Source organism: Morganella sp. BCCO 40_0007, from assembly GCF_032989665.1.
GTDB lineage: Bacteria > Pseudomonadota > Gammaproteobacteria > Enterobacterales > Enterobacteriaceae > Morganella > Morganella sibonii.
Map to the genome: position 1 here is coordinate 40730 of NZ_JAVBIN010000008.1, position 25062 is coordinate 65791.

Here is a 25062-nt window from a genome sequence, read left to right on the forward strand (position 1 = left end):
GATCCCCGGATGGGAATCAATAGGAGAAAACGATTATGTCGGGACCACCGAAAACCCCGTCACACCTGCGTTTGGTCAGGGGTAACCCATCAAAACGCCCGATCAATAAAAAAGAACCGAAACCGCCGTCAGGGGTACCCCCAACTCCGAAGCACTTTACCAAGCAGGGGAAATACTGGTTTAAGCGGATCGGGGAAGAACTCGATGCCATGGGCGTGATGAGTTCGATGGATGCCAAAGCGCTGGAGCTGCTGATCGAGGCATATACCGAATACCGGCAGCACTGCGATACGCTGGATGAACAAGGCTATACCTACACCACAGAAAGCGAAGGCGGCACACTGATAAAAGCACACCCGGTGGCGGCAATGAAAGCCGATGCCTGGAAACGTATCCGGGCAATGCTGGGTGAATTCGGCATGACGCCCGCGTCCCGCTCGAAGGTAACGATTAACACACCAGCCGAAGAAGACCCTTTCGAGGCATTTATGAAAAAGCGCAAATGATGAATGGCAACCGTAGCAGATGGGATCCGGTACGCCGAACAGGTGGTTGCCGGAGAAATAGTTACGGGCGAACTGATACGCCTGGCGTGTCAGCGGTTTCTTGATGATTTGGAGCGCGGCCCTGGGCGCGGCATCTTTTTCATTGAAGAACGCGCCCAGTATATTCTGGATTTTTACCAGTTTGTCCCGCACGTCAAAGGGGCGCTGGCAGGTAAGCCGATCGAGCTGATGCCGTGGCATACCTTTATTCTGATTAATATCTTTGGTTTCGTGATCCCGCTGGTTGATGAACTCAGCGGTGAGGCTCAGTACGACGATGACGGCGACCCGGTGCTGGTTCGCCGTTTCCGGACAGCCTATAACGAAGTTGCGCGTAAAAACGCTAAATCCACACTTTCATCCGGCATCGGTCTGTACATGACCGGCGCTGACGGTGAAGGTGGTGCAGAAGTTTACTCGGCGGCGACAACCCGTGACCAGGCCCGTATCGTGTTTGAAGATGCGAAAAACATGATCAAAAAGGCCAAAAGTTCACTCGGCCGTCTGTTTGAATTTAATAAGCTGGCGATTTACCAGGAGAGGTCTGCCTCCAAGTTTGAACCGCTGTCCAGCGACGCAAACAACCTCGACGGCCTGAACATTCACTGTGGCATTGTGGACGAACTTCACGCCCACAAAACCCGGGATGTGTGGGATGTGTTGGAAACTGCGACCGGTGCCCGCCTGCAATCCCTGCTGTTTGCGATCACTACAGCGGGATTTAACCGCGAAGGTATCTGCTACGAACTGCGGGATTACGCTATCAAGGTGCTGCGGGGCGTGGTGGAGGATGACACCTTTTTCGCGGCAATTTACACACCGGATGAAGATGATGATCCGTTCGATGAGTCTGTCTGGATAAAAGCTAATCCGGGGCTGGGTGTCTGCAAGCGCTTTGATGATATGCGCCGCCTGGCGAAAAAAGCCAAAGAGCAGATTGCCGCCCGGCCCAACTTTCTGACCAAACACCTCAATATGTGGGTTAACGCGGAGTCGATCTGGATGGACTCAGGAAAATGGGACAACTGCCCGGAGAATGCGCCGGATGATGAACTGAAAAATTACCCTGTCTGGGTCGGCGTTGACCTTGCAAATAAAATCGACGTGGCCGCGGCAATTAAGGTTTATGAAGATCCGCGCGGACAGGTGCATGTTAAGTGCAAATTCTGGCTGCCGGAAGACCGGATAGAAACCGCACCGAACCATATTGCGGAGCTGTACCGGAAATGGGCGGCCGCCGGGCATCTGGAGCTGACTGACGGTGAGGTTATTGATCATGACATCATCAAAGCCGACATTCTGGCATGGTGCGAAGGTGATGATCTGCGTGAACTCGGGTTTGACCCGTGGAGCGCGGTGCAGTTCTCCCGCCGCCTGGCGGAAGAGGGTATTCCGCTGGTGGAAGTGGCGCAGACGGTGAAAAACATGTCTGAATCCATGAAAACAGTACAGGCCGATGTCTATTCCGGAAAATTTCACCATGATCACAATCCGATGATGTCCTGGATGATGTCGAACGTGACCGTAAAACCGGACAAAAACGACAACATTTTCCCGAACAAATCGACACCGGAAAACAAAATCGACGGACCGGTCGCGCTGTTTACGGCCAAATCACGCCAGATGGTGAATGGCGGGGAGGATAAGCAGGATCTTTCCGGATTCTTTGAAAACCCAATTATGGTAGGTATTTAATGAAGCAAAATAAGCAACCGGGCCGCATCCGCAGTGCGCTGCTTAACTGGCTGGGCGTGCCTGTTCATCTGACATCCGGTGAATTCTGGCAGGAATGGGCCGGTACCAGCAGCAGCGGAAAGGTAGTGACGGCAGATAAAGCCATGCAGCTGTCTGCGGTATGGTCCTGTGTGCGCCTGCTCAGTGAGTCCATCTCAACATTACCGCTGAAAATCTATCAGAATCAGCGTGACGGCTCCCGGACGCTGGCGAAAGAGCACCCGGTATACCGGCTTTTATGTAAGCAGCCGAACGCTGAGATGACACCATCCCGTTTTATGCTGATGGTGGTCGCCAGTATCTGCCTGCGGGGTAACAGCTTTATTGAGAAGCGGTATATCGGATCAAAACTGGTCGCTCTGCACCCGCTCTTACCACAGAACATGGTGGTAAGACGCGGAAAAAGCGGTCGTCTGGAATATGAATATACCGACCCGCTGACACAGACAAAGCGCGATATTCCTCTGAAATCGATGATGCATATACGTGGTTTCGGGATGGATGGTATCTGTGGCATGATCCCGGTAAAAACCGGGCGTGATGTGATTGGTGCCGCGATGTCTGTCGAGGAGTCCGCCGCAAAAATATTCGAAAATGGTCTTCAGAGTTCCGGATTTCTGTCAGCTGAGATGCCGCTGAACGATGATCAGCGCGGGCGGATCAGAAAATATATTGAGGCATTTGTCGGCTCGAAAAATGCCGGGAAAATTATGGTGCTTGAAGGGGGGATGAAATACAACAATGTCACCATGAACCCGGAGGCTGCTCAGATGCTGGAAAGCCGGACCTTCAGCATAGAGGAGATTTGCCGCTGGTTCCGCGTGCCGCCGTTCATGGTTGGTCACATGGATAAACAGAGCAGCTGGGCGTCAAGTGTGGAAGGGATGAATATGCAGTTTCTGACCAATACACTGCGTCCGCTGCTGGTAAATATCGAACAGGAAATCAGCCGTTGCCTGCTGAATGATGACGATGATTATTATGCTGAATTTTCTGTTGAGGGGTTACTCAGGGCAGACAGCGCGGGGCGTTCAGCTTACTACACAACATCACTGCAAAACGGATGGATGAGCCGCAATGATGTCCGCCGTCTTGAGAATCTTCCGCCGATTGATGGTGGCGATATTTATACTGTCCAGCTTAACCTGACCCCGATCGATCAGCTCGGTAAAGACAACGGGAAAAATGAATCAGAAAAACTGCGGGCAGGAATAGCGAACTGGCTTTTCCCTGAATCATCTTCTGCCGCAGCGGGTCCGCAACAACAATCCACGCAATCACCTCATTCCGGGGAGTAAATTTCATGAAAAAAAGTAACCTGCCGGCAGCGCCGGAGGGTCGCCCCTGCGCGTCAGTTAACTATGAACTGAAACCGAAAGCGCTGGAAAACTGGAACAGCGGCATAAAAGCCGCCAGCGCTGATAACACTATTTCCATTCTTGATGTGATCGGTGCCGATATGTGGGGTGATGGTGTTTCCGCAAAGCGGATTGCCGCAGCGCTGCGGGTTATCGGTGACAATGATGTGGTGGTAAACATTAACAGCCCCGGCGGTGACATGTTCGAAGGTCTGGCTATTTACAACCTGCTCAGGGCACACAGTGGTCATGTCACCGTCAATGTCCTGGGTATCGCCGCGTCAGCAGCATCAATAATCGCGATGGCCGGAGATGAAATTCTGATGGGCCGGGGCGCGTTTCTGATGATCCATAACTGCTGGGCTATCAGCATGGGTAACCGACATGATTTTGCAAAACTGGCCGCTGATCTTGAGCCGTTTGATAAAGCCATGGCAGGTATCTATATGGCCAGAACCGGACAGGATGAAAAAGATATCTGCCGGATGATGGATGAAGAAACCTATATCGGCAGCAGCGATGCCATTGATAACGGGTTTGCCGATGGTCTTCTGGCCGCGGACGCTATCGATAACGGTGACGAAACCCCGCAGGCCGCGGTCAGAAAAATTGATGCGCTGCTGGCAAAAACAAACACACCGCGCTCTGAGCGCCGGAAACTGATTTCTGCTTTAACGGGAAGTATGCCGGGCGCTGCTTCCGACCCTGAAGGTACGCCATGCGCTGCCGCTGAAATAAATCCACAAACCTTATCTGAACTGGAAGAGGCGGTAAGAGCCTTTACTCCGGCACGTTAATTACTGGAGACATTATGTCTGATACAAACGAATTACTGAAAAGCCTGAAAGCGCAGATTGAAAAAGCAAACAGCGACTTTAATGCCAAGGCGGAGAGCGCACTGACAGAAGCACAAAAAGCGGGCGGACTCAGTGCAGAGACAAAAGAGGCTGTTGATAAAATGGCGCTGGAGCTTAACGCGCTGCGCGAAGCCGAAAAAACCATTAAATCCGCGATGGGGGAACTGGAACAGCACATTGCCCAGATGCCGCTTCAGAGTGCTCTGAAAGCTGCGCAGTCTTTTGGTCAGCAACTGATTTCGGCAGAAGTGCTGAAAGATATTAACTCCAGCATCCAGGGGAATAAACGCATTTCTGTGCCGGTACAGGCGGCGCTGATTTCAACCGGCGTTGCCGAAGGTGTTGTTGAGCCTCACCGTCTGCCGGGTGTTGATGTGGCACCAAAACAACGGTTATTTATCCGTGATTTGATTGCTCCGGGAAAAACGCAGTCACCGGCAATCTTCTGGGTTCAGCAGACCGGATTTACCAATAAGGCAGCAGTGGTTCCGGAAAATACCACCAAGCCTTACAGCGATATTGAGTTTGCAACCAAAATCACCCCGGTAACCACTGTTGCTCACATGTTTAAAGCATCCAAGCAGATCCTGGATGACTTTTCACAACTGCAGTCACTGGTGGATGCTGAAATGCGTTACGGCCTGAAGTTTGTTGAAGAACAGGAAATTTTGTTCGGTGACGGCTCCGGGGCGCATCTGCACGGCATTATCCCGCAGGCATCGAAATACAAAGCTGAATTCAGCGTTGAAAAACAGAATGGTATTGATGATCTGCGCCTGGCGATGCTGCAGTCTCAGCTGGCTCGCTTCCCGGCATCCGGGCATGTCCTGCACTTTATTGACTGGGCGAAAATCGAACTGACCAAGGATTCGCTGGGGCGCTACATCCTTGCCAATCCGGCCTCACTTACCGGCCCTACACTGTGGGGATTGCCGGTTGTGGCAACAGAAACGGCAGCATTCAAAGGTAAGTTCCTGACAGGGGCGTTTAATGCCGGTGCTCAGTTGTTTGACCGTGAAGAAACCAATGTGGTGATCTCCACTGAAAACGCCGACGATTTTGAGAAAAACATGATCTCAATCCGTTGTGAAGAGCGCCTTGCTCTGGCAGTTAAACGCCCGGAAGCCTTTGTCTATGGTGATTTCACCGTAGCCGGTGCCGGTGAATAACTCTCTGAAAACAGGCGGCCTGCGGGCCGCTTTTTCGTAAGGATCATATGATGAAAATGACTGTACTCCGGGCATTTTATTTCGGACACCGTGTCGTTGTGGAAGGTGAAGAAATTGAAACGACAGAATTACACGGCCGCGAACTGATACAAAAAGGTTATGCCGGGGAGATTCCGGATAATATTCTGCCAGAGCCAGAGCCAGAGCCAGAGCCAGAGCCAGAGCCAGAGCCAGAGCCAGAGCCAGAGCCAGAGCCGGAAAAACCAGCTGAACCTGAATCCAAGCGTGGTGCTAAGGGGAAATAATGCTTTCTCTGGAACGTGCTAAACAACAGGTGAGGCTGGATCCGGATTTCCATGATGAAGATGAGTTACTGAAATCTTACATTATTGCTGCCGGTCGACTGATAGAAAATCACACCCGGCGTACCTTAATCACGGATTCTGATGAAAGCCCCGATCCGGAAACAACTCTGATTTATAGCGGCGATATTGAAGTCGCTATGCTCCTGCTGGTGGGTAACTGGTATGCAAACCGCGAATCAGTTGTAACCGGTGAATCCGTGGCAGTGTTGCCGATGGCGGTTGATGCGCTGCTGCAACCTTATGTGAGGTACCTGGAATGAGCGGGTTACGTGCCGGCGAACTCAACAAACGCATCATCCTGTACCGTCCGGAGGTGGTGACCGGGGAGCTCGGTGATTCCCGTACCGAACTGACGAAAGTCATCACGGTGTGGGCCAAAGCCGAGGCGATATCCAACCGTAAAATCCGGACGGCAGAGCAGGATCAGGTCATCGAAACCATGCAGTTTACTGCGCGGCCACGCGCGGATATGCAAATCGACTGGGTGATTGAATACCAGAACCGGTTTTTTACAGTCCGTGCCTGTGACCGTAATGACCCTGCGAAACTGATTATTACCACGGAGGCAGACATACGACATGATCGAAAGTGACCTCAAGTCGTCTCTTTCCGCTATCACCGCAATGCCCGTTTTCCCCCTGTTGTTACCGAAAGATGCACAAGAAGGTATCACCTTTCAGCGTATCAGTGATCCGCGTTATTCCACCGGTATGGTCACCACTCATCTTATCGTGGCGCGTTTTCAGATAGGCATTCACGTACTGAATGACTACGAAAAAGCCCTGCTGCTGGATAAAGCTATCCGTGATGCCTGGGAGCCAATCCAGCATGGTTACATCGGTCATTATCCGGTGCAGACCGTGCAGCGTGGTAGTTTTCAGCAGGGGCGGGAAGAGCTGACAAAAAATACCGTCCGCTGGTCAGTCATGCGGGATTTTATTATCACTTATCCGGAGGATGTATCGTGAGAACTACGGTTAAGGTTTCCGGCCTTGACGGGCTGGAAGCGGAGCTGATGAATCTCGGGGAAAAGCTGACATCCAAAATACTGCGCGATGCAGGCCGTGAGGCGATGACCGTTGTTGCTGAGGATATGAAACAGTACGCCGGTTATGACAGCAGTCACGACGATGACCACATGCGGGACAGCATCAAAGTCAGAACCACTGACCGGATGAAGGATAAAAAATATATCACCCTGATGACCATCCGTGTCGGTCCGTCAAAAGAGCACCACATGAAAGCGCAGGCACAGGAATTCGGGACATCAAAACAGATCCCGCGTCCGTTTATACGCCCGGCGCTGGATTATCACCGTAAAGATATCTTAAACACCCTTGCCGCCGCCATCCGCGCCGGTATTAATGAAAATCGTTAACCTGGAGAACTTATTATGGCCGGAGAAAAATCCTCCCCGGAATATGCCATGTTACCCGCCGGCACCATCGTAAAATTTGGTGAGGCCGGTGATACCACCGACAAAATGAAAGCGCTGGTTAACTGTAAAGCGCTGGGGGCTACCGGGCTTACCGGTGGTTTTATTGACTGCACCACCCTGAAAGATACAAACAAACAGTCGATTTCCGATCTGCCGGAAGGGCCTGAAAAATCACTCGGGTTTATTGATGATCCGGCCAATGAAGATTTCGCCGCGTTCCTCAATGCTGCCGAACAGCGTAAGACCGTGCAGTTTTATTTCGCGCTGCCGAACGGGCGCACCGCAACCATGATCCTCGCGTTGTCAGGCTGGGAAATGAACGATATCAGCGCTCCGGCTAGTGAGGTGATTCAGATTACCGTTAAAGGCAAGCAGAATAACATCACCTGGGGAACCACCACTGTCACACCACCAACAGGAGACGGAAAGTAATGAATCTGAAATCAGCCCTGTTAAAGCCGGATTCACATACGGAAAAACACACACTCTTCGGTACAGAAGTTTATCTGCGGCGTCTCACTGTCGGGGAACTTGACCGCTACGAGAAAGAGCGCAAGGCCGCCTTTGATGCCGGTGATTACTCCGGGGTCACCCTTGCGGGAGCCAACCTGATTTTGTCGGCTATCTGTGATGAGAACGGAGCCCCGGTCAGTGCGGAAGATCTGCCGACAGCAGAAGAGCTTATTGATGCACACAGTAATCCGGTCTTTGTGGAAGCAATGAATACGCTGCAGAAGTATTGCTACGGAACCATTGAGGACGCGAAAAAAAACTGACGGACTCACCCCGCCTCTATCTGCTTTTTCAGCTGGCGGATCGGTGGGGTGAGCCTGACCCCCGGAAACTGGCTGATATGCCCGCCGAACTGCTTAATCACTGGCGGGCTTTTTTTATGCTGGAAGAAGAGACAGCGGGTGAGGTTCAGGAAAATACCGGCATCCCGGCAGTATCACCGGATATCAGCACACAGTGCAATGATGTAATGAGGATCTTAAATGGCTGACGTTGCAAGTTTAGCGGTTGCGTTACACCTCAACGCAGCCAGTTTTAAGTCAGAGGTGGCTGATGCCTTTGGTACCGCGTCTGCGGGGTCGAAGAAATTCTCCCGGGATGTCGGTGCTGATTCGGCCAAAACAGCAAATGATCTGTCCCGTGTTTCCGATGAGGCAAAGCGGACCGGTAACAGTATCGCGCAGATGGGGAATTCGGGAGCACGGGCCGGGTTCGCGCAGTTACGGACATCGCTGACCAATATTTCATCCGGCGCGAATGTTGCCGGTTCATCTATTCTCAGTGCATTTATTCCGGCACTGGAACGGGCCGCTAATGATGTGGATCGCCTTGGTGCCGCTGTCAGCAATAAGCGGGCGCAGGATATTGCCGCTGCTGAAAGTGCGGTACAGATGGCGCAGGCCCAGGTAAAACAGGCCGGAAGTGCGAAGCAGGCTGCACAGTCACAAATTCAGCTTGCCGGACGAATGCGTGATGAGGCTGCCGCCAGGCGGGAACAGGCCATTGCGCTGGATGAATATTATGCCCGGCAGGCAAGGGTAAACAAACAGCACGGTGTCACTGTTTCTTATGCCAGAGAACACGCGGAGAATGCGCGCGTAATCAGTGAAGCAAATATTGCAGAGGAAAAAGCAAAAAATAAACTCCGCGGGGCCGCCCGGAGTCTGGTTGATGCCGAGCGTAACGAGGCGTCCGGTAAGCGGAATCTTGCTTCTGCCACCGCTGGCCTGTCGGCAGCAAACAGAGAACTGACATTAGCACAGCGTGCATCCGCACAGGCTGGCGGCCTGCTGAAAAACACCTGGGCTATGCTGGGCGGAACACTCGGCATTGGTCTGATGGCCGCCGCCGGTGCTGCCACTTATCTGTATTCACAATACAAAGAAGCGGAAGAACGGCAAAAGGCGTTTAATGCCGCTATTCAGAAAGGCGGGGCCGGACTGAGTAATTCGGTATACCAACTGCGCACACTGGCCAATCAGCTCGGCGGAACAGCAGAAGCATACAAAACGGTAACCGCGGCAGCGACCGCCGGGTTTTCCGGTTCTATGTTGCGTGAAGTGTCTGAATTCGGCGTGCAGTTGGAAAAGTCCGGCGGCAGCGTTGATCTCCTGATCACAAAGCTGTCATCTATTAACGAGCAGCCGCTGCAGAGTCTGCGCCAGCTTATCAATGAAGGGCTGGTTTTTGACGAGGCTACCATAAACCGGATTGCGCTGCTGGAACGTCAGGGTGATGTTGAGGGAGCAAAAGAGCTGGCCAGAAAAAGCGCCCTGAATGCCACAAAGACACTGAATGAAGAACAGACCAGGGTCAATGCCATTCATGAGAAAAGCGTTAAGGATATTGAAGATCGCTACCGCTCACTGACCAGTTTCATGTCTGAATCCTCTTATGCCGCAGCACAGGTGCAGGCCTCTGCTATGAATGCCATGATCCAGGAAAAACTGGTGTGGCAGATTGGTGCAACAATAAAAGGGATGCAGCAGGAGCAGCAGCAAAAGGAGCAGATAAAAAATACCCGTGAGCAGTTAGATGCTCAGTTGCAGCTAAATTCGGCGTATAAAGCGGGTGCTGATAAGCATGCGGAAAAACTGAAACTGCAGAATGCCGCCCGTGAGCAGCTGAAATCCGGCCAGATGGATGCAAAGCAGTTTGAGCAGACAATGAAGGGGATCGACAGTCTTTACAGTTCACTGGATAAGAAGGGGCGCGGTGGCAGCGGTATTCCTGAGGGTCAGCGCCGTGCACAGCAGCTGATGGAGCAGACCGCCACACTCAGAGCACAGCTTGCTGAAAATGAAAAGCTGACCGCATCCGAAAGTAAGTTGATTGCATTTGAGCAGGAACTAATCGGTCTGGCAGGTAAAAAACTGAACGCCGCTCAGAAGAGTGTGATGGAAAACGCCGGGTCCATCCGTGCTCAGTTACAGCTCAACGCCGGGCTTGAACGGGAGATTGCTCTGAAAGGACTGCGTAAAAAGTTTGATGATCAGAACTTTGAAATAGCGCAGCGTACCCGGGCTATGCAGCAGGAGGCGGATAATCAGCGTCTGCAAATTATTATGCCGACAGCAGATTATAACCTGATGCTTGAGGAACAGCGGATTGCGGATGACTTCCGTCAGCGCCGGTATCAGTTGGATAAAGAAATCTCAGATAAAACCTCTCAGTTATACAAAGATCAGACGGCTGTTCTGAATGCCGAGCAACAAAAGCAGACTGACATTGTCCGGCAGGCCGCAAAAGACAAAGCCGCGTCAGATGCAGACTGGCAGGGCGGATTAAAGCGGGGCTGGCAGGATTTCAGTGACAGCAGCGGCAACGCGTTTGAAATGATGCGCAACACATCAGCCAATGCACTCAACAGCACAACGTCTATGTTTACTGACTTTCTGACCACCGGCCGGGCGAATTTTGCTGATTTTACGAAATCCATTCTCACTGACATCACAAAAATGATCGTCCAGATGACCATTTTCAACGGACTGAAAAGCGGTCTGAGCGGGACATGGCTGGGTGATGCGATGGGGATAGCACCCAATGCGATCGGCGGGGTGTATCACTCTCCCGGATTGAGCGCATACAGCAACAGCATTGTCAGCTCACCAACCGTGTTCCCGTTCGCCAAAGGCGGAGCACCCAATATCGGCCTGATGGGTGAAGCCGGATCTGAGGCGATTATGCCGCTAAAACGCGGACCGGACGGTAACCTTGGTGTGCGTGCCTATGGTGGCAGTAGTGCCGGCGGTACGGCACCTGTGGTTAATATCCGCATCGACAGTGACGGAAATCAGCAGGTTCAGGCATCCGGTGGTCTTGAGCGGTTCGGCAGAGATATAGGGCAGTATGTCGACCAGCGGTACCGTGCACTGATGGACAGGGACACTCGTCCCGGCGGGGCTGTCTGGAATCTGGCTAAGGGGGGGAGATGATAGAAACATTCACCTGGAGTCCGCGCCTGAATCCGCAGGGCGATATCTCCTTCAGAACCCGTAAGGCGAAGTTTGGTGACGGTTACGAACAGGTTTGCGGTGACGGCATTAATCCTCGCGGCCAGAAGTGGTCACTGAATTTTACCGGGACGGAAAGTTATATCCGGCCAATCCGTGATTTTATTGACCGGCACGGCGGAATCCGGGCATTTCAGTGGACGCCACCGCTGGAGGATACCGGATTGTATCGCTGTGATGATCCGAAACTCACCCCGCTCGGCGGTGACAACTATTCACTTTCTCTAACTTTTACCCAGGCATTTAAACCATGATCACAAACGATTACCAGAAGCTGGAACCGGGTAATGCCGTCCGGCTTTTTGAGGTTGACGGTACCGCATTCGGCACGCCGGACATACTGCGGTTCCATGCATACAATATCCCGCACACAGAGGCAGAGATTACTGCCGCTGGTGGTGACCCTGAAAAATTGCCGGCGAAATCCATCTGGTGGCAGGGAGAAGAGTATCGCGCGTGGCCGGTACAGATTGACGGGATTGAGGCATCCACAACCGGATCCGGCGCACAACCGAAGTTATCTGTAGCAAACCTGGACGGGTCAATTACGGCGTTGTGTCTGGCGTATGATGACATGCTGAAAGCAAAAGTCACGATACACGATACGCTGGCGCACTATCTGGATGCGGCAAACTTTCCGGACGGTAATCAGGCAGCAGATCCGACACAGGAAAAAGTCTCGGTCTTTTATATCGACAGCAAGTCTTCGGAAACCAATGAAGTTATTGAGTTTGAATTAGCCAGTCCGATGGATTTGCAGGGGGTGCTGATCCCGACAAGACAATTACATTCAATGTGTACCTGGTGTATACGCGGCAAATATAAATCCGGTGACGGCTGTGATTATGCCGGGCAGAACGGGTATTTCGACAAACACGGCAACCGCGTGGATGACCCGGCACAGGATCAGTGCAGCGGCATGCTGAACACAGGCTGCCTCCCGCGCTTCGGTAAAAACAATCCGATCCCGTTCGGCGGCTTTCCCGGAACATCATTACTGAGGAAATAGGGATGCGTAAAAACATTCAGGCAGCCATTTTTTTACATGCCGAACGTGAGTACCCCCGCGAATGCTGCGGGGTGATCGCACAAAAATCCCGTGTGGTGAAATACTTTCCCTGTCGTAATATCGCGGCCACGCCGGAGGAACACTTCGTGTTATCGCCGGAGGATTACGCTGTTGCGGAGGATTGGGGCACAGTGACGGGTATTGTTCACAGTCACCCGGATGCTACTACTCAGCCGTCAGAACTGGATAAAGTGCAGTGTGATGCTCTCGGTGTACCGTGGTATATCGTCAGCTGGCCGGAGGGGGATCTGCGGACTGTTCAGCCACGCGGTGAATTGCCATTATTCGGACGGCCGTTTGTGCTCGGGTTTACGGACTGCTGGGGGTTGGTCATGAGCTGGTTCCGGCAGGAACACGGCATTGAACTGCCGGATTACAGGGTGGATTACCCCTGGTGGGAACAGGGGGAAAACCGTTATGCGGACAACTGGCAGGAGGCCGGATTTATTCAGGTTGATGATCCGCAGCCCGGCGATTTGATAGTGATGCAGGTGCAGGCTCCGGTCGCCAATCATGCCGGTATTTTATTGCCTGACAACATGCTCCTGCATCACTTATACGGTCACCTGAGCCAGCGGGTGCCATATGGCGGTTATTGGCGTGATCGCACAGTTATGGTACTGAGACATAAATTACACATGACAACGTGACTTGCTGCTATTACCCTGAATGACAGTTGTTTATTAAATGTGTATAGGGGTGGGTAGTGAAGAAAATTATAGCGCTGCTATTTGTTTTTATTATTACTGGATGCGCAGGAATGGAAGAACTTCGTCAGCGGCCAGCAGATAATAAATTTCAATCAGATAAACCAACTCAAGAAGTAGCCAATTGCATTCTCTATGGATGGCAAGAAAAAAGCCAAACATACGGAAGCGTTTTTATACAGCCTGCAAAAGATGGGTGGTCTATTTATTCAGCGGGACAACTTGAATTAGTTGATGTGATCAGTTCCGGAGATAAAACAAATATTAGCTTTTATCATCAGGGCGGAATGTTTAAATACAGAATAGATAATAGAATAAATTCTATAATTTCATGTAGTTAAAATTAATTAAACAAATATAACCCGCTCCGGCGGGTTTTTTTATGGGGTAAATATGTCTCAGGAAATAATGATAAAAATAGAGTTGGGTGGTGTATTGGGTAAAACGTTTGGTAAAACACATCAGCGTCTGGTCAGCACTACATCAGAAGCCGTTCGTGCGTTATGTTGCACTATCCCCGGTTTTGAGCAGTTTTTGAATACGAGTAAATCGCGCGGGCTGACCTTTGCGGTTTTTCGTGGTAAGAAAAATATCGGTGAAGATGATCTTGGATTTCCGGTAACAGGTGATGTTATCAGGATTATACCTGTTGTTATCGGCAGCAAACGCGGTGGCTTGTTCCAAACAATATTTGGTGCAGTGCTGGTGGCAGCGGCTGTATTTATGTCAGGTGGTATCGGTGCTGCTTTTGCAGCTGGTGGTATGACCGGCTTTATGGCCACAACCGGTGCGGCTATGATGCTGGGCGGCATTATCCAGATGCTGTCCCCGCAGCCGAACGGGATCGCCATGAAAGACCAGGGCGAAAACAAACCGTCCTATGCGTTCGGTGCGCCGACGAATACCGTTTCTCAGGGCTACCCGGTACCGATCGGTTACGGTAAGCGCCGCATCGGCGGAGCCGTTATCTCAGCCGGAATTTACGTCGAAGATCAGCAGTAATCCTTTCTCAGTTTTTCAGCAGGAAATCCACAATGACACAAATCACAGGCCGCAAAGGTGGCGGTGGCAGCCCGCGCACGCCCGTCGAACAGCCGGATGATTTACAGTCCGTAGCCAAAGCCAAATTGCTGATCGCCCTCGGTGAAGGGGAATTTGCCGGGGAACTGACCGGGAAGAATATCTTTCTGGACGGTACCCCGCTGCTGAATGCTGACGGATCTGAAAACTTTCCCGGCGTGGTGTGGGAATACCGTCCCGGCACCCAGGCACAAACCTATATTCAGGGGATGCCGGCGGCGGAGAATGAAATCACCGTTGGTACCACGGTACAAAGCAGTACACCGTGGGCGCATGCATTCACCAATCCGCAATTATCCGCTGTCCGCGTCCGCCTGAAATGGCCGTCCCTGTTCCGCCAGGAGGATAACGGGGACATGGTCGGTAACGAGGTAGCATACGCCATTGATTTGCAGACTGACGGCGGCAGTTGGAAAATCGTTGTCGATGGCCGCGTGAAGGGGAAAACCACCTCGGGTTATGAGCGCACCCATCGTATTGATCTGCCGCAGTCGGCCACATCCTGGACACTGCGGGTGCGGAAAATTACTGAGGATGCCAACAGCGCCAAAATCGGCGATACGGTGGTGTTGCAGAGTTACACCGAGGTGATAGACGCCAAACTGACCTATCCGCACACCGCGCTGCTGTATATCGAGTTTGACTCAAAACAGTTTAACGGCTCCATCCCGCAGGTCACCTGTGAGCCGAAGATGCGGATCATCCGCGTACCGTCAAACTATGACCCGGAACACCGGACGTATTCCGGTACCTGGGACGGCTCGTTTAAATGGGGATGGACCAATAACCCCGCCTGGGTATTTTACGACATTGTGGTTTCTGACCGCTTCGGCCTCGGCGACCGCATCAAAATACAGAATATCGATAAATGGGAGCTGTACCGTGTTGCGCAGTATTGTGATCAGCCGGTACCGGATGGTAAGGGTGGCAGCGGTACTGAGCCGCGCTATATCTGTGACGTGTATGTGCAGGATCGCAATGAAGCCTATACCGTGCTGCGTGATTTTGCGGCCATCTTCCGTGGCATGACCTACTGGGGCGGCAACCAGATTATCACCCTGGCGGATATGCCGCGTGACATTGATTACAGTTACACCAAAGCCAACGTGCTGGACGGACGTTTCACCTATTCCGGCAGCAGCAGTAAGGCCCGTTATTCCTCCGCGCTGGTGTCGTACTCAGATCCGTTGAACGGCTATGCCGACGCGATGGAGCCGGTGTTTGAAAATGAGCTGGTTTACCGGTTCGGCTTTAATCAGCTTGAAATGACGGCGATCGGCTGTACCCGCCAGTCAGAGGCTAACCGCAAAGGCCGCTGGGGCATCCTCACCAACAACAAAGACCGGGTGGTGACATTCGGTGTGGGACTGGACGGCAATATTCCGCAGCCTGGGTACATCATTGCGGTGGCAGATGAAAACCTGTCCGGGAAAGTGACCGGCGGCCGCGTCAGTGCGGTGAATGGCCGGAGTCTCACACTCGACCGAAAACCGGATGCCGTGCCGGGTGACCGGCTGATGCTGAACCTGCCGTCCGGAAAATCGCAGGCCCGCACCATTCAGATGGTTACGGATAATGTGGTCACAGTAACCACGGAATACAGTGAAACGCCGGAACCGGAGTGCGTCTGGGTGACAGAATCAGACGAGCTGTACGCCCAGCAATATCGTGTGGTGAGTGTGACTGAAAATGACGATGGCACATTCACGATATCCGCGGCGATGCATGATCCGGACAAATACGACCGGATAGACACCGGCGCGGTGCTTGATGAGCGTCCGATCAGTGTTATTCCGCCCGGCAACCAGTTCCCGCCGAAAGACATTACTATCAGCTCTTATTCTGTGGTGAATCAGGGGATCAGTGTCGAAACCATGCAGGTTAACTGGTCACCGGCAGAGAACGCGATTGCCTATGAGGCGCAATGGCGCCGTGACGATGGCAACTGGATCAATGTGCCGCGCAATGCCACCACTTCGTTTGACGTGCCCGGGGTCTATTCAGGCCGCTACCTGGTGCGGGTCAGGGCGATTAACGCGGCAGAAATCTCCAGCGGCTGGGGATATTCAGAGGAAACCCTGCTGACCGGTAAGGTGGGTGATCCGCCGATGCCGCTGAACTTCCGTGCGTCCACGCTGGTATTCGGGATCAAACTGAACTGGGAATTCGGGAAATTCACCGAAGACACCCTGAAAACCGAAATTCAGTACAGCAAAACCAATGACGGGCAGAACCTGTTGCTGCTGGCTGATGTGCCGTACCCGTCCCGCTCCCACGAACTGGCCGGTCTGTCCGCCGGTACCGCGTTTTATTTCCGTGCCCGCCTGGTGGATAAAACCGGCAACCAGTCCCCCTGGACTGACTTTGTGCGCGGTGTGGCCGAGTTTGATACAGAGGCTATTCTGGATGATGTTGAAGCGATCCTGGAAGACTCAAAAATTATTCAGGAACTCAGCAATAACGACATGGACTCATTCGAGGCCATTATCAACAATGCCAACAACACCTATGGCCAGTGGATGCACCTGCAGCGTGAAAATGGTGTGATGAAGGCTGAAATTATCCGCGTTGATAACTACGTGGTAACGGAAACTAAAGCGCTTGCTGAGCACCTTGATGCGGTGCAGGCCACGGCAGATGAGAGCTTTGCCCGTGCGCAGAATTCCATTAAAGCCGAATACGACATGGAGCAGGGAACGGCTTCGGCAATCTGGAAGTCACTGGTCAGTATTGTGTATGACGGTGTGAATTATGATGCCGGTATGGTGATTGGCGCAGAGCTGAAAGGCGGTAAGGTCGATACCATCATGGGCTTTAACGCCCAGCAGTTTGCGTTTTATAACCCGGTGAACGGGAAAATGAATCTGTTCATGTACATGAAGGACGGACAGATTTTTATGAATGAGGCATTTATCAACCAGGCCTGGCTGAATGAAGTGGTTGTCACTGACAAAATGCAGTCTGAGAACTATGTACCGGGTAAAACCGGATTTCTGATCGATGCAAAAACCGGAAATGCTGAGTTTAACAGCGCAACATTTCGCGGCACGCTGGATCTTGATTCAGGGGGGAACACTGGTCGAATGGTTATTAAAAATAATCAGATAATTGTGTATGACGAAAATGGGAAATTGGCTGTGAAAATTGGTTATCTCGGAGGTTAATGATGAAAAAAATAATAGTGATTATAACTGCAATAATGGTATCCGGGTGTGCAACCAGTTACGAAAAAGTAAACTGTACGGGGGTTTACCGTATTAAAACACCAGGCATGGGTAATGATGTGCTCGTTAAATTTGATCAGCGCCGACAGACCAGACGGGGAGATCTTTATCATCAGGTTCCTCAGCTTGGATTTAAAATTAATGGTGGGTGGGTAAGACCGGAATATATTGAGGGATTTTCATGTCATGGGGAATAGAAATATATGATACTGACGGGAAGCCTATAAAAGTCACTGGGACAAGTTTTGTTCTCGATCAGTTTAGTGTGACGAGTGACGGATCCCGAACTTATTCAAATATCCCTCAAGGAAAAACATTATCAGTTTGCGCAATTAATATTAATCCCAGCATAACCGGTACACTTATTAATACAAATGGTAATACTGTCAGTTGGAAATGTGGCAATAATGCTAATGTAGTAATAATGGTGATGATCACATGAGATATGGCGCACAGGTTTATAACAACGGAACGGAGGAAATACTCTCACCCTATGAATCCTCCGTTTTTTATAAAAGAATGAGAATAACCCCGGGGGTTACCCGGCTGTTTCTGAGAACAGAGCAATCCACTCCACTTATTTTTATCCGTGCGGTGAGTTTTACCGGAGTATCTCTGAACGGATTGTGTGACGTTACTGTGGTGAATAATTACTGGTGCGTCGATCTTAAAGGCGATCCCGGTATGCCGTTTGATATTTATATTTTTGTAAAATCATCTTATTACGTTTCTGTCTTCCCTCAAAAATGGGGGATACGTATTTATAATAATGGCTTACTGACGCACGCATCCAGTCAAAGGCCACTGCGGATACTGACGGGAAATAATTTTAATTCTCAGTCTGGTCAGGCAGACACCGGAGTTCCGTGTGCAGTTTTAATATCAACACTTGGTATTCTTGGTCTTCAGGATGATCACGGAGGTAAAACGGTAAGAATTACCGGGTGTGGCGCTGGCAACAAAGCGATATGGAATTCAATGATTGTTGCCGGGCAAATGTCGTCTACAAATATTGGTAGTCAGTATTTTTATATAGACACCAGGGAATACATTTAACAATCATCCAATCAACCGCTCCGGCGGTTTTTTTATGCCTGAAATTTAAGGAAACCCCATGATTTACACAGACGGCACTATAGCCATTAACGCCGGCTCACCGGTTGTGACCGGCACCGGCACACAGTGGAAGAAAAACATTCACGGCGTGGCCCCCGGCCAGCTTATCAGTATTGAAAACGGCACAGCGCCGGTCAGTATGATGATCCGTGCGGTAAACAGTGATACCGAACTGGTGTTGTCATTCAATGCCCCGGTAACACTCAGCGGCGCGAAATACTCCATCGCCACCACGGTACCGGATACCATTTCAGATGCGGCCCGCACTATGTCAGCCAATCAGGGCTATATCGTGTATTTTCTCCAGGCAATGCAGCAGTGGATGACGGACACCGGCCAGGTGGAAATTGAGCTGCCGAACGGCCAGAAGGTGACGTTGGACAGCATTAAAGCCCTTAATGATGCTATCAGCAAGATACCGAAAGTGGTTCAGGAGCCCGGTGAATCGAAAACGGATGTTATGAGCCAAAAGGCAGTAATAGGCTGGGTTAATAATTTTGCTGGGCAGGATGGTGATTCCGGGATTTTATATTCAAAAGACAAGAAAAAGATACTTAAAGTCAGTAATGATGGATATCTGACCTATTTTGTTGACGGTATTGCAAAATTCCTGGTGACGGGAGAGGGGGTGATTAATACGGAAGCCAATATTGCTGCTCTTGGTGATATTTCGGTCTGGAACAAAGAAAAAAGTGCCAGACTGGCTATCGCTACTGTGGGAAACCGGATGTATTTGTCTAAATATCACACCGGAGCATGGCGTGGAGAGACAGAGGTTCCCGATGGTAACGGGATCATGGCGACCAGGGAGTGGATTAGCAAATGGGGGTATGCTCATCGGGCTGTTCAATATAAAAATGCTGACTTGCTTTATGTTGACAACGGATGTTCATTTTTCTGGCAAGGTGGCGGAACAGAAGATAATTATTTCAGTACATGGGGTACTGGCATTCATATGAATTACTTCGGTTCCCATGGCATGCGATTATTTGTTTCAGGGGCTAATGGTCAGGTTATTGCAAACGTAAGGTATTCATCTGGCGAAATGATTTGGAATACGTTGTGGGGGCAAACTAATACGACAGTGGATGGCAACGGATTTATAAAACGCTCATCCCCGGTTATCCAGATATATCCTGACGGTAACTACGAAACCAACGACGAATCCGAAGGCGCTGAAGTCCGCCGCACCGGTACCGGCCAATATCACATCACCGGTATCTTGGGTTATAACTCAGATGGTGCCTGGGGCGTAAACGGTGGTATCTCGGTACCGAAAGACAATAACGGCCTTGAGTTGGTTTATATAGATGACAGGGTGCAGAGTGACGGCAGCCTGATTATTGAAACCTGTCACCGTCAGCATGCGCATTTGCCGGAACGTTTCCAGAACTGGCGGCTGAAAGAGGTCACCCCGGAAGGTGAGCGTGTTTTCTATCAGGACGGCGAACCGTGTGATCTGCCGGAATCCACCCGTATCGATGTACGTGTTGAAATGCCGCAGGGCTCTGTGTGGAATGTGAAGCAGCAGGAGCTGGCCGAGCAGATGGAACGTGAGCAGGCAGAGCGTGAAGCGCAGGAAGCGGCAGAGCAGGCCGGAGACTCAGAGGAATAAAACAAAGCCGCGCTGGTGGATGTCCGGCGCGGCTGTCACCTACTTATCAAAATATTCTACATCATCAGAAGCATCTGTCGTTTCAGGCACCCAACTGCCATCCTCAAAAATCTCCTGCAGTATCTCTTTTATTTTTTTATTGTCCTTATCATTTTTCCCGCCCGTTACTGACATCGTTGCATTGGTTCCCCACGCAATACGGACGTTCATATCCTGATACTGAGCCCGTAACTTTCGGTCAATTTCCTTTTCAAGAGCCTCAAATGTGCCAGGCGGCATCATCTCTTTTTGGTTGCTGCTGAAAATAACTTCAATACGGAGCATGCGATCACCTTATTTATGCTGTTTAAATATACAGTAAATTTAAATGCGTAGCTGATAAATGTCAATAACAGTCACTGTTCATCATAAAATATGTGTACATACATATGCTCATAATATTGATTTTTTTATCCAAAAGGCAATCTAATTATTTGATAAATAAATACATTATCAATCTCATTGTTTTTCTGTTTCGTACAGATCATACGGCAGTCCGAGTCTTTCTTTATACGCGATACCGGATGCGGCTAAATCGGCATTAATTTTGTCTTTTTCGTCTTGAGGCAGGTTGGCTATATTGTGCATGTTGGTTACCTGTTACTTTGAGATTTCATCAATATAGTCAGCGAACCACTGCATCATATTTCTGCGCTGATCAAGGTATTCGGCATGGTTATAGATGCCGCGTATTGCGTTACGGTCAACGTGAGCAAGCTGGCGCTCTATCAGGTCACGGTCAAATCCGTTTTCATTAAGTATAGTGCTGAACTGGTGCCTGAATCCGTGACCGCTTGCTATTCCGTCAAAACCTATTTGCCGGATCACCAGTAATACAGCATTTTCACTTATTGGCTTTCTTTTATCATTTCTTCCGGGGAAAACAAGGTTTGATATTCCTGATGTCATAGGCTTAATTTGTTCCATCAGCGCGACAACCTGCTCTGACATCGGTACGACATGTGGCTTTCTGCTTTTCATCACTTCGGAAGATATGGTGATCACCTTGTTTTTAAAATCGACGTCTGACCATTGCATAGACCGGAGTTCTTTGGTTCTCAGCGCCGTGTATTGCAAAACCTGTGTGGCAATCTTGCTGATGGTACTGCCGGAGAAAGCCGATAGCGCTTTGTTAAAGGCGGGTATCTGTTCTTTGGTGAGGAATGGGTAGTGCTTTTTCCGGTACCCGCGTTCGGCATCAACCAGGTCTGGCGCAGGGTTGTATTTAGAGCGCCCTGTTATAACCGCATACCGGAATACCTCCCCGCAGCGACGGCGGGCTTTGCTCGCTCTTTCCATTGCGCCACGGCTCTCGAAGTGGCGTATCACGTCTACAACACGTAGTGGATCTATAGTTGCAATGTCTTCCTCTCCGATAATCGGCAATACATCATCATCAAACATGGATAGCATTTCTTTCCTGTAACCGGCAGACCATACCTCTTTCTTGAACTCGTACCATTCACGGAAAACGCTTTCAAAAGTTATGATGCTTTCTTCTTGTGATGCTTCTTTCTTTGTTTCCAGCGATCCGCCGGTGGCAAGGATTGATTTTGCGGAAGCGTGAAGTTTACGGGCTTCTATTAATGATATTTCCGGATATGAGCCGATGACATGTGTTTGCTCCTTTCCGTCTTTTCGGTACCGGAAACGCCAAATTTTTCCCCCACCTTTTGAGATGAAAAGGAACAACCCGCCACTATCTGACAATCGGTATGATTTTTCTTTCGGCTTGGCCGCTTCTATCTGTTTTATTGTCAGCATGTGGGCACCTTTGGTTTGATTCTGTTTTGATGCCCACAAATATGCCCGCAAAATTGCGGTTCAGTCAAGTAACGTACGGTTATGTCTGGTAACAGTGAATTCGGTGAAGTACTGATTTTTCAAGTGAGATTGGTAACGGAGGGTAATGCGAGGTTATTCGGTCTTGGTGTCCCCTGCAGGAATCGAACCTGCAATTAGCCCTTAGGAGGGGCTTGTTATATCCATTTAACTAAGAGGACATGATGCTGCCCGGCTGTATAGCCGGATTTACGGCGGGTCATATGTTACCGCTCAACCCTGTATTCTATCAAGTCTTTATTTCCGCTTTGTTTTTTCCGGTTTCCGGTTACAGGTGTATTTTTTACCGGATACATCTGTTCAGAGTGTACAGATTATGTACATTATTTGCAGAATACCGGGGAACGGGCGGTTCTCCCGGCTATCTTTTGGTAACCTGTTGTTTTAGCCACTGAATAAAGATATCTGCTTTCGGGTTACGCCTGTCGCCGAGCATCGCAAAATAATATCGCTGCCGGCATGTCAGTGAAATGTCCCCGAAAGGCATCACCAGCATTTTGCTCTTAATCCGTTTTTCCACCAGTTGCTTACGTCCCATCGCGACACCGGCATGATTCATCGCAGCCACAATTGCCAGGTCTGAACGATCAAAACAGAGATTGCGCCGGTGAGGGAATAAATCAGGCTGATAGTGTTCACTCCACGCTTTCCATTCGTCGTAATCGGAGTTACTGCTCCATGCCTGGCGGTCATGTAATAACATGCAGTTCCTGAGCTGATTAAGATTGTTATGCAGATCATAACGCTCTGCATATTCGGGGCTGCATACCGGCACAATGGATTCTGACATCAAATCTTCGCAATAGAGATTCGGTCTGGACATATCATCGTAATAAATTGCGATATCAATACCATGGCCGCGAAAATTAACCTCATCATTACCTGTTAACAGGTTCAGCTGAATAGCGGGGTACTGCTCTGTAAAATCCGCTATGCCAGGGATCAGCCAGCATTGTGCGAGTGACGGGCGGGAATAAACCGTTAACTCACCGGAGATTTCCTGATTTTTGATATCAATAATTTCCTGGTTTATATCATCCAGGTTTTTCCGTAAGGCCCAGTATATACGCTCACCATCTGACGTGAGTTCAATACGGCGGTGAAAACGTTCAAATAACCGGAAGCCCAGTTCGCTTTCAAGCATATTGATGCGGTGACTGACTGCACCGGGTGTCAGCGCCAGTTCCTGTGCTGCCAGAGCAAATGAGCTGTGCCGTGCCGCAGCTTCGAACGTATGCAGGCGTGATAACTGATGACTGGATACCCGTTTGTTTCGCCGCAGGAATCCTGATGGTTCATACGGATTCATATTCGATGTCATGTCATCTCTCTTTTTTATTATGCGGACGTATTTTTTCATAAAGAATACCGCGCTTAAGATGAATTGATATGATGCAATTCACGAAAAAAGTACTTAATTTGACGAATATCACGCATTTGGATTAACTGTGCTAATCCAAAGGCCCGCTTTCATCGTTTGTCACCCCTGAATATTTATTATCCAATAAAACCACAACAACAATACAGTCAGGGGTAGGATATGGACTCTACAATGTGGATGATCGGTACGCTGGTTTTCAGTATCTTGCTGATCATTATTTCAATTATTAAATTTAAGTTTCACCCGTTTTTAGCACTGCTGCTCACCAGCTTTTTTGTCGGGATCGCCATGAAAATGAATCCGCTGGAGATGGTCAGTGCCATCGAAGACGGGATTGGCGGGACACTCGGATTTTTGGCGGCGATTATCGGACTGGGAACGATACTCGGAAAGATGATGGAAATATCCGGCGCTGCCGAGCGAATCGGAATTACGCTGGAAAAATGCCGCTGGTTAAGCCCCGATGTCACCATGATCCTTATCGGTCTTATCTGTGGTATCACGCTGTTTGTCGAGGTCGGGGTTGTATTGCTTATCCCGCTGGCGTTTTCGATTGCCAAAAAAACAAATACGTCATTATTAAAACTGGCGATTCCGTTATGCACCGCGCTGATGGCCGTGCACTGTATTATTCCGCCGCACCCGGCTGCGTTGTTTGTCACGAATGAACTCGGTGCGGATATCGGAACGGTGATTGTGGCCGGGTTAGCTGTGGGGTTGGTTGCATCGCTGATTGGCGGGCCGTTGTTCCTGAAATTCCTTGGCGATCGTTTACCGTTCAAGGTCGTACCGGCTGCGTTTGCTGACCTGAAGGTACGTGAAGAAAAAGATTTACCGTCATTAGGTGCGGCGTTATTTACGGTTCTGCTGCCGATTGTGCTCATGCTGGTTAAAACAACCGCAGATCTCAACATGAGTAAAGATAATCCGTTACTCACCTTTTTACAGTTTATCGGTAATCCGATAACCGCCATGTTTATTGCCGCATTTGCCGCTTATTACATGCTGGGTATCCGCCGCAATATGGGAATGAGCGTCCTGCTCAGTAAAACGGAAGAGAGCTTTAGCTCGATTGCAAATATCTTATTGATCATCGGGGCCGGCGGGGCATTCAACGGCATCCTGAAAGGCAGCGGACTGAGTGATTCTCTGGCACTGGTGTTGTCCGGCATCGATATGCACCCGATTTTACTTGCCTGGCTGGTGGCTATCATTCTTCATGCCGCCGTCGGCTCTGCCACTGTCGCCATGATGGGTGCAACCGCGATTGTGGCTCCGCTGATGCCGCTGTATCCCCATATCAGCCCTGAAATTATGACCCTGGCTATCGGCTCCGGGGCAATCGGCTGCACCATCGTGACCGATTCCTTATTCTGGCTGGTGAAACAATATTGTAATGCCACGCTGTCTGAAACATTCCGTTATTACAGTGTCGCCACGCTGATTGCGTCAGTCGTCGCGCTGGCAGGCACCTTTGCACTTTCATTTGTGATTTAAA

General features: G+C 50.3%; 26 protein-coding genes, 1 tRNA gene and 1 pseudogene. 23 read left to right on the forward strand and 5 right to left on the reverse strand.

The genetic code is table 11. The features are described 5' to 3' along the window. Positions 1-35: 35 nt before the first annotated feature. The 22 genes from R5268_RS11010 to R5268_RS11115 all read left to right on the forward strand — a co-directional run bounded on the left by R5268_RS11010 (position 36) and on the right by R5268_RS11115 (position 20302). Positions 36-506 (forward strand): phage terminase small subunit P27 family, encoded by a 471-nt coding sequence (locus R5268_RS11010; protein WP_046894976.1) that lies wholly within the window; start codon positions 36-38, stop codon positions 504-506. Between the two features lie 3 nt (positions 507-509). Continuing rightward, on the forward strand, positions 510-2240 hold the full coding sequence (locus R5268_RS11015) for a terminase large subunit (RefSeq protein WP_317419322.1): 1731 nt from the start codon (positions 510-512) through the stop codon (positions 2238-2240). Then, the gene (locus R5268_RS11020) at positions 2240-3577 is read left to right on the forward strand and encodes a phage portal protein (RefSeq protein WP_052927732.1); all 1338 of its coding nucleotides are present in this window, start codon (positions 2240-2242) and stop codon (positions 3575-3577) included. Before R5268_RS11015 ends, R5268_RS11020 begins: the two co-directional genes overlap by 1 nt. Positions 3578-3582: 5 nt before the next feature. After that, positions 3583-4434, forward strand: coding sequence for a head maturation protease, ClpP-related (locus tag R5268_RS11025; protein WP_317419323.1), 852 nt, complete (start codon positions 3583-3585; stop codon positions 4432-4434). Between the two features lie 14 nt (positions 4435-4448). Continuing rightward, the gene (locus R5268_RS11030) at positions 4449-5663 is read left to right on the forward strand and encodes a phage major capsid protein (protein ID WP_108656745.1); all 1215 of its coding nucleotides are present in this window, start codon (positions 4449-4451) and stop codon (positions 5661-5663) included. 47 nt (positions 5664-5710) lie between these two features. Beyond that, on the forward strand, positions 5711-5968 hold the full coding sequence (locus tag R5268_RS11035) for a hypothetical protein (RefSeq protein ID WP_317419324.1): 258 nt from the start codon (positions 5711-5713) through the stop codon (positions 5966-5968). Then, the gene (locus tag R5268_RS11040; protein ID WP_317419325.1) at positions 5968-6288 is read left to right on the forward strand and encodes a head-tail connector protein; all 321 of its coding nucleotides are present in this window, start codon (positions 5968-5970) and stop codon (positions 6286-6288) included. The genes R5268_RS11035 and R5268_RS11040 overlap by 1 nt, the downstream gene beginning before the upstream one ends. Continuing rightward, the gene (locus R5268_RS11045; RefSeq protein WP_317419326.1) at positions 6285-6620 is read left to right on the forward strand and encodes a phage head closure protein; all 336 of its coding nucleotides are present in this window, start codon (positions 6285-6287) and stop codon (positions 6618-6620) included. The genes R5268_RS11040 and R5268_RS11045 overlap by 4 nt, the downstream gene beginning before the upstream one ends. Next, positions 6607-6996, forward strand: a complete 390-nt coding sequence (locus R5268_RS11050) for a hypothetical protein (protein ID WP_062771433.1) — start codon at positions 6607-6609, stop codon at positions 6994-6996. The genes R5268_RS11045 and R5268_RS11050 overlap by 14 nt, the downstream gene beginning before the upstream one ends. After that, the gene (locus R5268_RS11055) at positions 6993-7406 is read left to right on the forward strand and encodes an HK97-gp10 family putative phage morphogenesis protein (RefSeq protein WP_410795831.1); all 414 of its coding nucleotides are present in this window, start codon (positions 6993-6995) and stop codon (positions 7404-7406) included. Before R5268_RS11050 ends, R5268_RS11055 begins: the two co-directional genes overlap by 4 nt. Positions 7407-7421: 15 nt before the next feature. Next, a complete protein-coding gene (locus tag R5268_RS11060; RefSeq protein ID WP_317419327.1) occupies positions 7422-7898 on the forward strand; it encodes a phage tail protein in 477 nt (158 codons plus the stop codon). Continuing rightward, the gene (locus R5268_RS11065) at positions 7898-8242 is read left to right on the forward strand and encodes a phage tail protein (RefSeq protein ID WP_317419328.1); all 345 of its coding nucleotides are present in this window, start codon (positions 7898-7900) and stop codon (positions 8240-8242) included. Before R5268_RS11060 ends, R5268_RS11065 begins: the two co-directional genes overlap by 1 nt. Positions 8243-8319: 77 nt before the next feature. After that, positions 8320-8469, forward strand: coding sequence for a hypothetical protein (locus tag R5268_RS11070; RefSeq protein ID WP_317419329.1), 150 nt, complete (start codon positions 8320-8322; stop codon positions 8467-8469). Then, positions 8462-11413, forward strand: a complete 2952-nt coding sequence (locus R5268_RS11075) for a phage tail tape measure protein (protein WP_317419330.1) — start codon at positions 8462-8464, stop codon at positions 11411-11413. Before R5268_RS11070 ends, R5268_RS11075 begins: the two co-directional genes overlap by 8 nt. Next, positions 11410-11745, forward strand: coding sequence for a phage tail protein (locus R5268_RS11080; protein ID WP_317419331.1), 336 nt, complete (start codon positions 11410-11412; stop codon positions 11743-11745). The genes R5268_RS11075 and R5268_RS11080 overlap by 4 nt, the downstream gene beginning before the upstream one ends. Next, positions 11742-12500 (forward strand): phage minor tail protein L, encoded by a 759-nt coding sequence (locus R5268_RS11085; protein WP_317419332.1) that lies wholly within the window; start codon positions 11742-11744, stop codon positions 12498-12500. Before R5268_RS11080 ends, R5268_RS11085 begins: the two co-directional genes overlap by 4 nt. A gap of 2 nt (positions 12501-12502) precedes the next feature. Next, positions 12503-13210 (forward strand): C40 family peptidase, encoded by a 708-nt coding sequence (locus R5268_RS11090; protein WP_317419333.1) that lies wholly within the window; start codon positions 12503-12505, stop codon positions 13208-13210. Between the two features lie 110 nt (positions 13211-13320). After that, positions 13321-13608 (forward strand): hypothetical protein, encoded by a 288-nt coding sequence (locus tag R5268_RS11095; RefSeq protein WP_317423097.1) that lies wholly within the window; start codon positions 13321-13323, stop codon positions 13606-13608. A gap of 67 nt (positions 13609-13675) precedes the next feature. Further along, positions 13676-14269, forward strand: coding sequence for a tail assembly protein (locus R5268_RS11100; protein WP_317419335.1), 594 nt, complete (start codon positions 13676-13678; stop codon positions 14267-14269). A 32-nt stretch (positions 14270-14301) separates the two neighbouring features. Then, positions 14302-17511, forward strand: coding sequence for a host specificity protein J (locus R5268_RS11105; protein ID WP_317419336.1), 3210 nt, complete (start codon positions 14302-14304; stop codon positions 17509-17511). Between the two features lie 498 nt (positions 17512-18009). Next, a complete protein-coding gene (locus R5268_RS11110; protein ID WP_108943540.1) occupies positions 18010-18627 on the forward strand; it encodes a hypothetical protein in 618 nt (205 codons plus the stop codon). 58 nt (positions 18628-18685) lie between these two features. After that, complete coding sequence (locus tag R5268_RS11115; protein ID WP_317419339.1) at positions 18686-20302, forward strand: hypothetical protein; 1617 nt, start codon at positions 18686-18688, stop codon at positions 20300-20302. Between the two features lie 39 nt (positions 20303-20341). On the opposite strand, the gene R5268_RS11120 is transcribed toward R5268_RS11115, so the two are convergent. The 5 genes and pseudogenes from R5268_RS11120 to dsdC form a co-directional block, all read right to left on the reverse strand. Beyond that, positions 20342-20626: a DinI-like family protein gene (locus R5268_RS11120; protein WP_317419340.1), complete on the reverse strand. Its 285-nt coding sequence runs from the start codon at positions 20624-20626 to the stop codon at positions 20342-20344. Between the two features lie 204 nt (positions 20627-20830). Next, positions 20831-20929: pseudogene (locus R5268_RS11125) on the reverse strand (DNA polymerase III subunit theta); the annotation flags it as partial. 12 nt (positions 20930-20941) lie between these two features. After that, the gene (locus R5268_RS11130; protein WP_317419341.1) at positions 20942-22105 is read right to left on the reverse strand and encodes a tyrosine-type recombinase/integrase; all 1164 of its coding nucleotides are present in this window, start codon (positions 22103-22105) and stop codon (positions 20942-20944) included. A 164-nt stretch (positions 22106-22269) separates the two neighbouring features. Next, a tRNA-Arg gene (locus R5268_RS11135) sits at positions 22270-22344 on the reverse strand. 200 nt (positions 22345-22544) lie between these two features. Further along, positions 22545-23504, reverse strand: coding sequence for a DNA-binding transcriptional regulator DsdC (dsdC, locus tag R5268_RS11140; RefSeq protein ID WP_317419342.1), 960 nt, complete (start codon positions 23502-23504; stop codon positions 22545-22547). A gap of 219 nt (positions 23505-23723) precedes the next feature. Between dsdC and dsdX the strand changes: the two genes are divergently transcribed. Then, on the forward strand, positions 23724-25061 hold the full coding sequence (dsdX, locus tag R5268_RS11145) for a D-serine transporter DsdX (protein WP_317419343.1): 1338 nt from the start codon (positions 23724-23726) through the stop codon (positions 25059-25061). Position 25062 lies beyond the last annotated feature (1 nt).

What these genes read in the sequence shown, in the direction of transcription:
- R5268_RS11050 (WP_062771433.1), top strand. Translation starts at nt 6,607, where the DNA reads ATGATCGAAAGTGACCTCAAGTCGTCTCTTTCCGCTATCACCGCAATG.
- R5268_RS11015 (WP_317419322.1), top strand. Translation starts at nt 510, where the DNA reads ATGGCAACCGTAGCAGATGGGATCCGGTACGCCGAACAGGTGGTTGCC.
- R5268_RS11110 (WP_108943540.1), top strand. Translation starts at nt 18,010, where the DNA reads ATGAGATATGGCGCACAGGTTTATAACAACGGAACGGAGGAAATACTC.
- R5268_RS11130 (WP_317419341.1), bottom strand. Translation starts at nt 22,105, where the DNA reads ATGCTGACAATAAAACAGATAGAAGCGGCCAAGCCGAAAGAAAAATCA.
- R5268_RS11030 (WP_108656745.1), top strand. Translation starts at nt 4,449, where the DNA reads ATGTCTGATACAAACGAATTACTGAAAAGCCTGAAAGCGCAGATTGAA.
- R5268_RS11080 (WP_317419331.1), top strand. Translation starts at nt 11,410, where the DNA reads ATGATAGAAACATTCACCTGGAGTCCGCGCCTGAATCCGCAGGGCGAT.
- R5268_RS11090 (WP_317419333.1), top strand. Translation starts at nt 12,503, where the DNA reads ATGCGTAAAAACATTCAGGCAGCCATTTTTTTACATGCCGAACGTGAG.
- R5268_RS11010 (WP_046894976.1), top strand. Translation starts at nt 36, where the DNA reads ATGTCGGGACCACCGAAAACCCCGTCACACCTGCGTTTGGTCAGGGGT.
- R5268_RS11100 (WP_317419335.1), top strand. Translation starts at nt 13,676, where the DNA reads ATGATAAAAATAGAGTTGGGTGGTGTATTGGGTAAAACGTTTGGTAAA.
- R5268_RS11040 (WP_317419325.1), top strand. Translation starts at nt 5,968, where the DNA reads ATGCTTTCTCTGGAACGTGCTAAACAACAGGTGAGGCTGGATCCGGAT.
- R5268_RS11115 (WP_317419339.1), top strand. Translation starts at nt 18,686, where the DNA reads ATGATTTACACAGACGGCACTATAGCCATTAACGCCGGCTCACCGGTT.
- R5268_RS11060 (WP_317419327.1), top strand. Translation starts at nt 7,422, where the DNA reads ATGGCCGGAGAAAAATCCTCCCCGGAATATGCCATGTTACCCGCCGGC.
- dsdC (WP_317419342.1), bottom strand. Translation starts at nt 23,504, where the DNA reads ATGACATCGAATATGAATCCGTATGAACCATCAGGATTCCTGCGGCGA.
- R5268_RS11070 (WP_317419329.1), top strand. Translation starts at nt 8,320, where the DNA reads ATGCCCGCCGAACTGCTTAATCACTGGCGGGCTTTTTTTATGCTGGAA.
- R5268_RS11095 (WP_317423097.1), top strand. Translation starts at nt 13,321, where the DNA reads ATGGAAGAACTTCGTCAGCGGCCAGCAGATAATAAATTTCAATCAGAT.
- dsdX (WP_317419343.1), top strand. Translation starts at nt 23,724, where the DNA reads ATGGACTCTACAATGTGGATGATCGGTACGCTGGTTTTCAGTATCTTG.
- R5268_RS11075 (WP_317419330.1), top strand. Translation starts at nt 8,462, where the DNA reads ATGGCTGACGTTGCAAGTTTAGCGGTTGCGTTACACCTCAACGCAGCC.
- R5268_RS11035 (WP_317419324.1), top strand. Translation starts at nt 5,711, where the DNA reads ATGATGAAAATGACTGTACTCCGGGCATTTTATTTCGGACACCGTGTC.
- R5268_RS11045 (WP_317419326.1), top strand. Translation starts at nt 6,285, where the DNA reads ATGAGCGGGTTACGTGCCGGCGAACTCAACAAACGCATCATCCTGTAC.
- R5268_RS11085 (WP_317419332.1), top strand. Translation starts at nt 11,742, where the DNA reads ATGATCACAAACGATTACCAGAAGCTGGAACCGGGTAATGCCGTCCGG.
- R5268_RS11120 (WP_317419340.1), bottom strand. Translation starts at nt 20,626, where the DNA reads ATGCTCCGTATTGAAGTTATTTTCAGCAGCAACCAAAAAGAGATGATG.
- R5268_RS11105 (WP_317419336.1), top strand. Translation starts at nt 14,302, where the DNA reads ATGACACAAATCACAGGCCGCAAAGGTGGCGGTGGCAGCCCGCGCACG.
- R5268_RS11020 (WP_052927732.1), top strand. Translation starts at nt 2,240, where the DNA reads ATGAAGCAAAATAAGCAACCGGGCCGCATCCGCAGTGCGCTGCTTAAC.
- R5268_RS11025 (WP_317419323.1), top strand. Translation starts at nt 3,583, where the DNA reads ATGAAAAAAAGTAACCTGCCGGCAGCGCCGGAGGGTCGCCCCTGCGCG.
- R5268_RS11065 (WP_317419328.1), top strand. Translation starts at nt 7,898, where the DNA reads ATGAATCTGAAATCAGCCCTGTTAAAGCCGGATTCACATACGGAAAAA.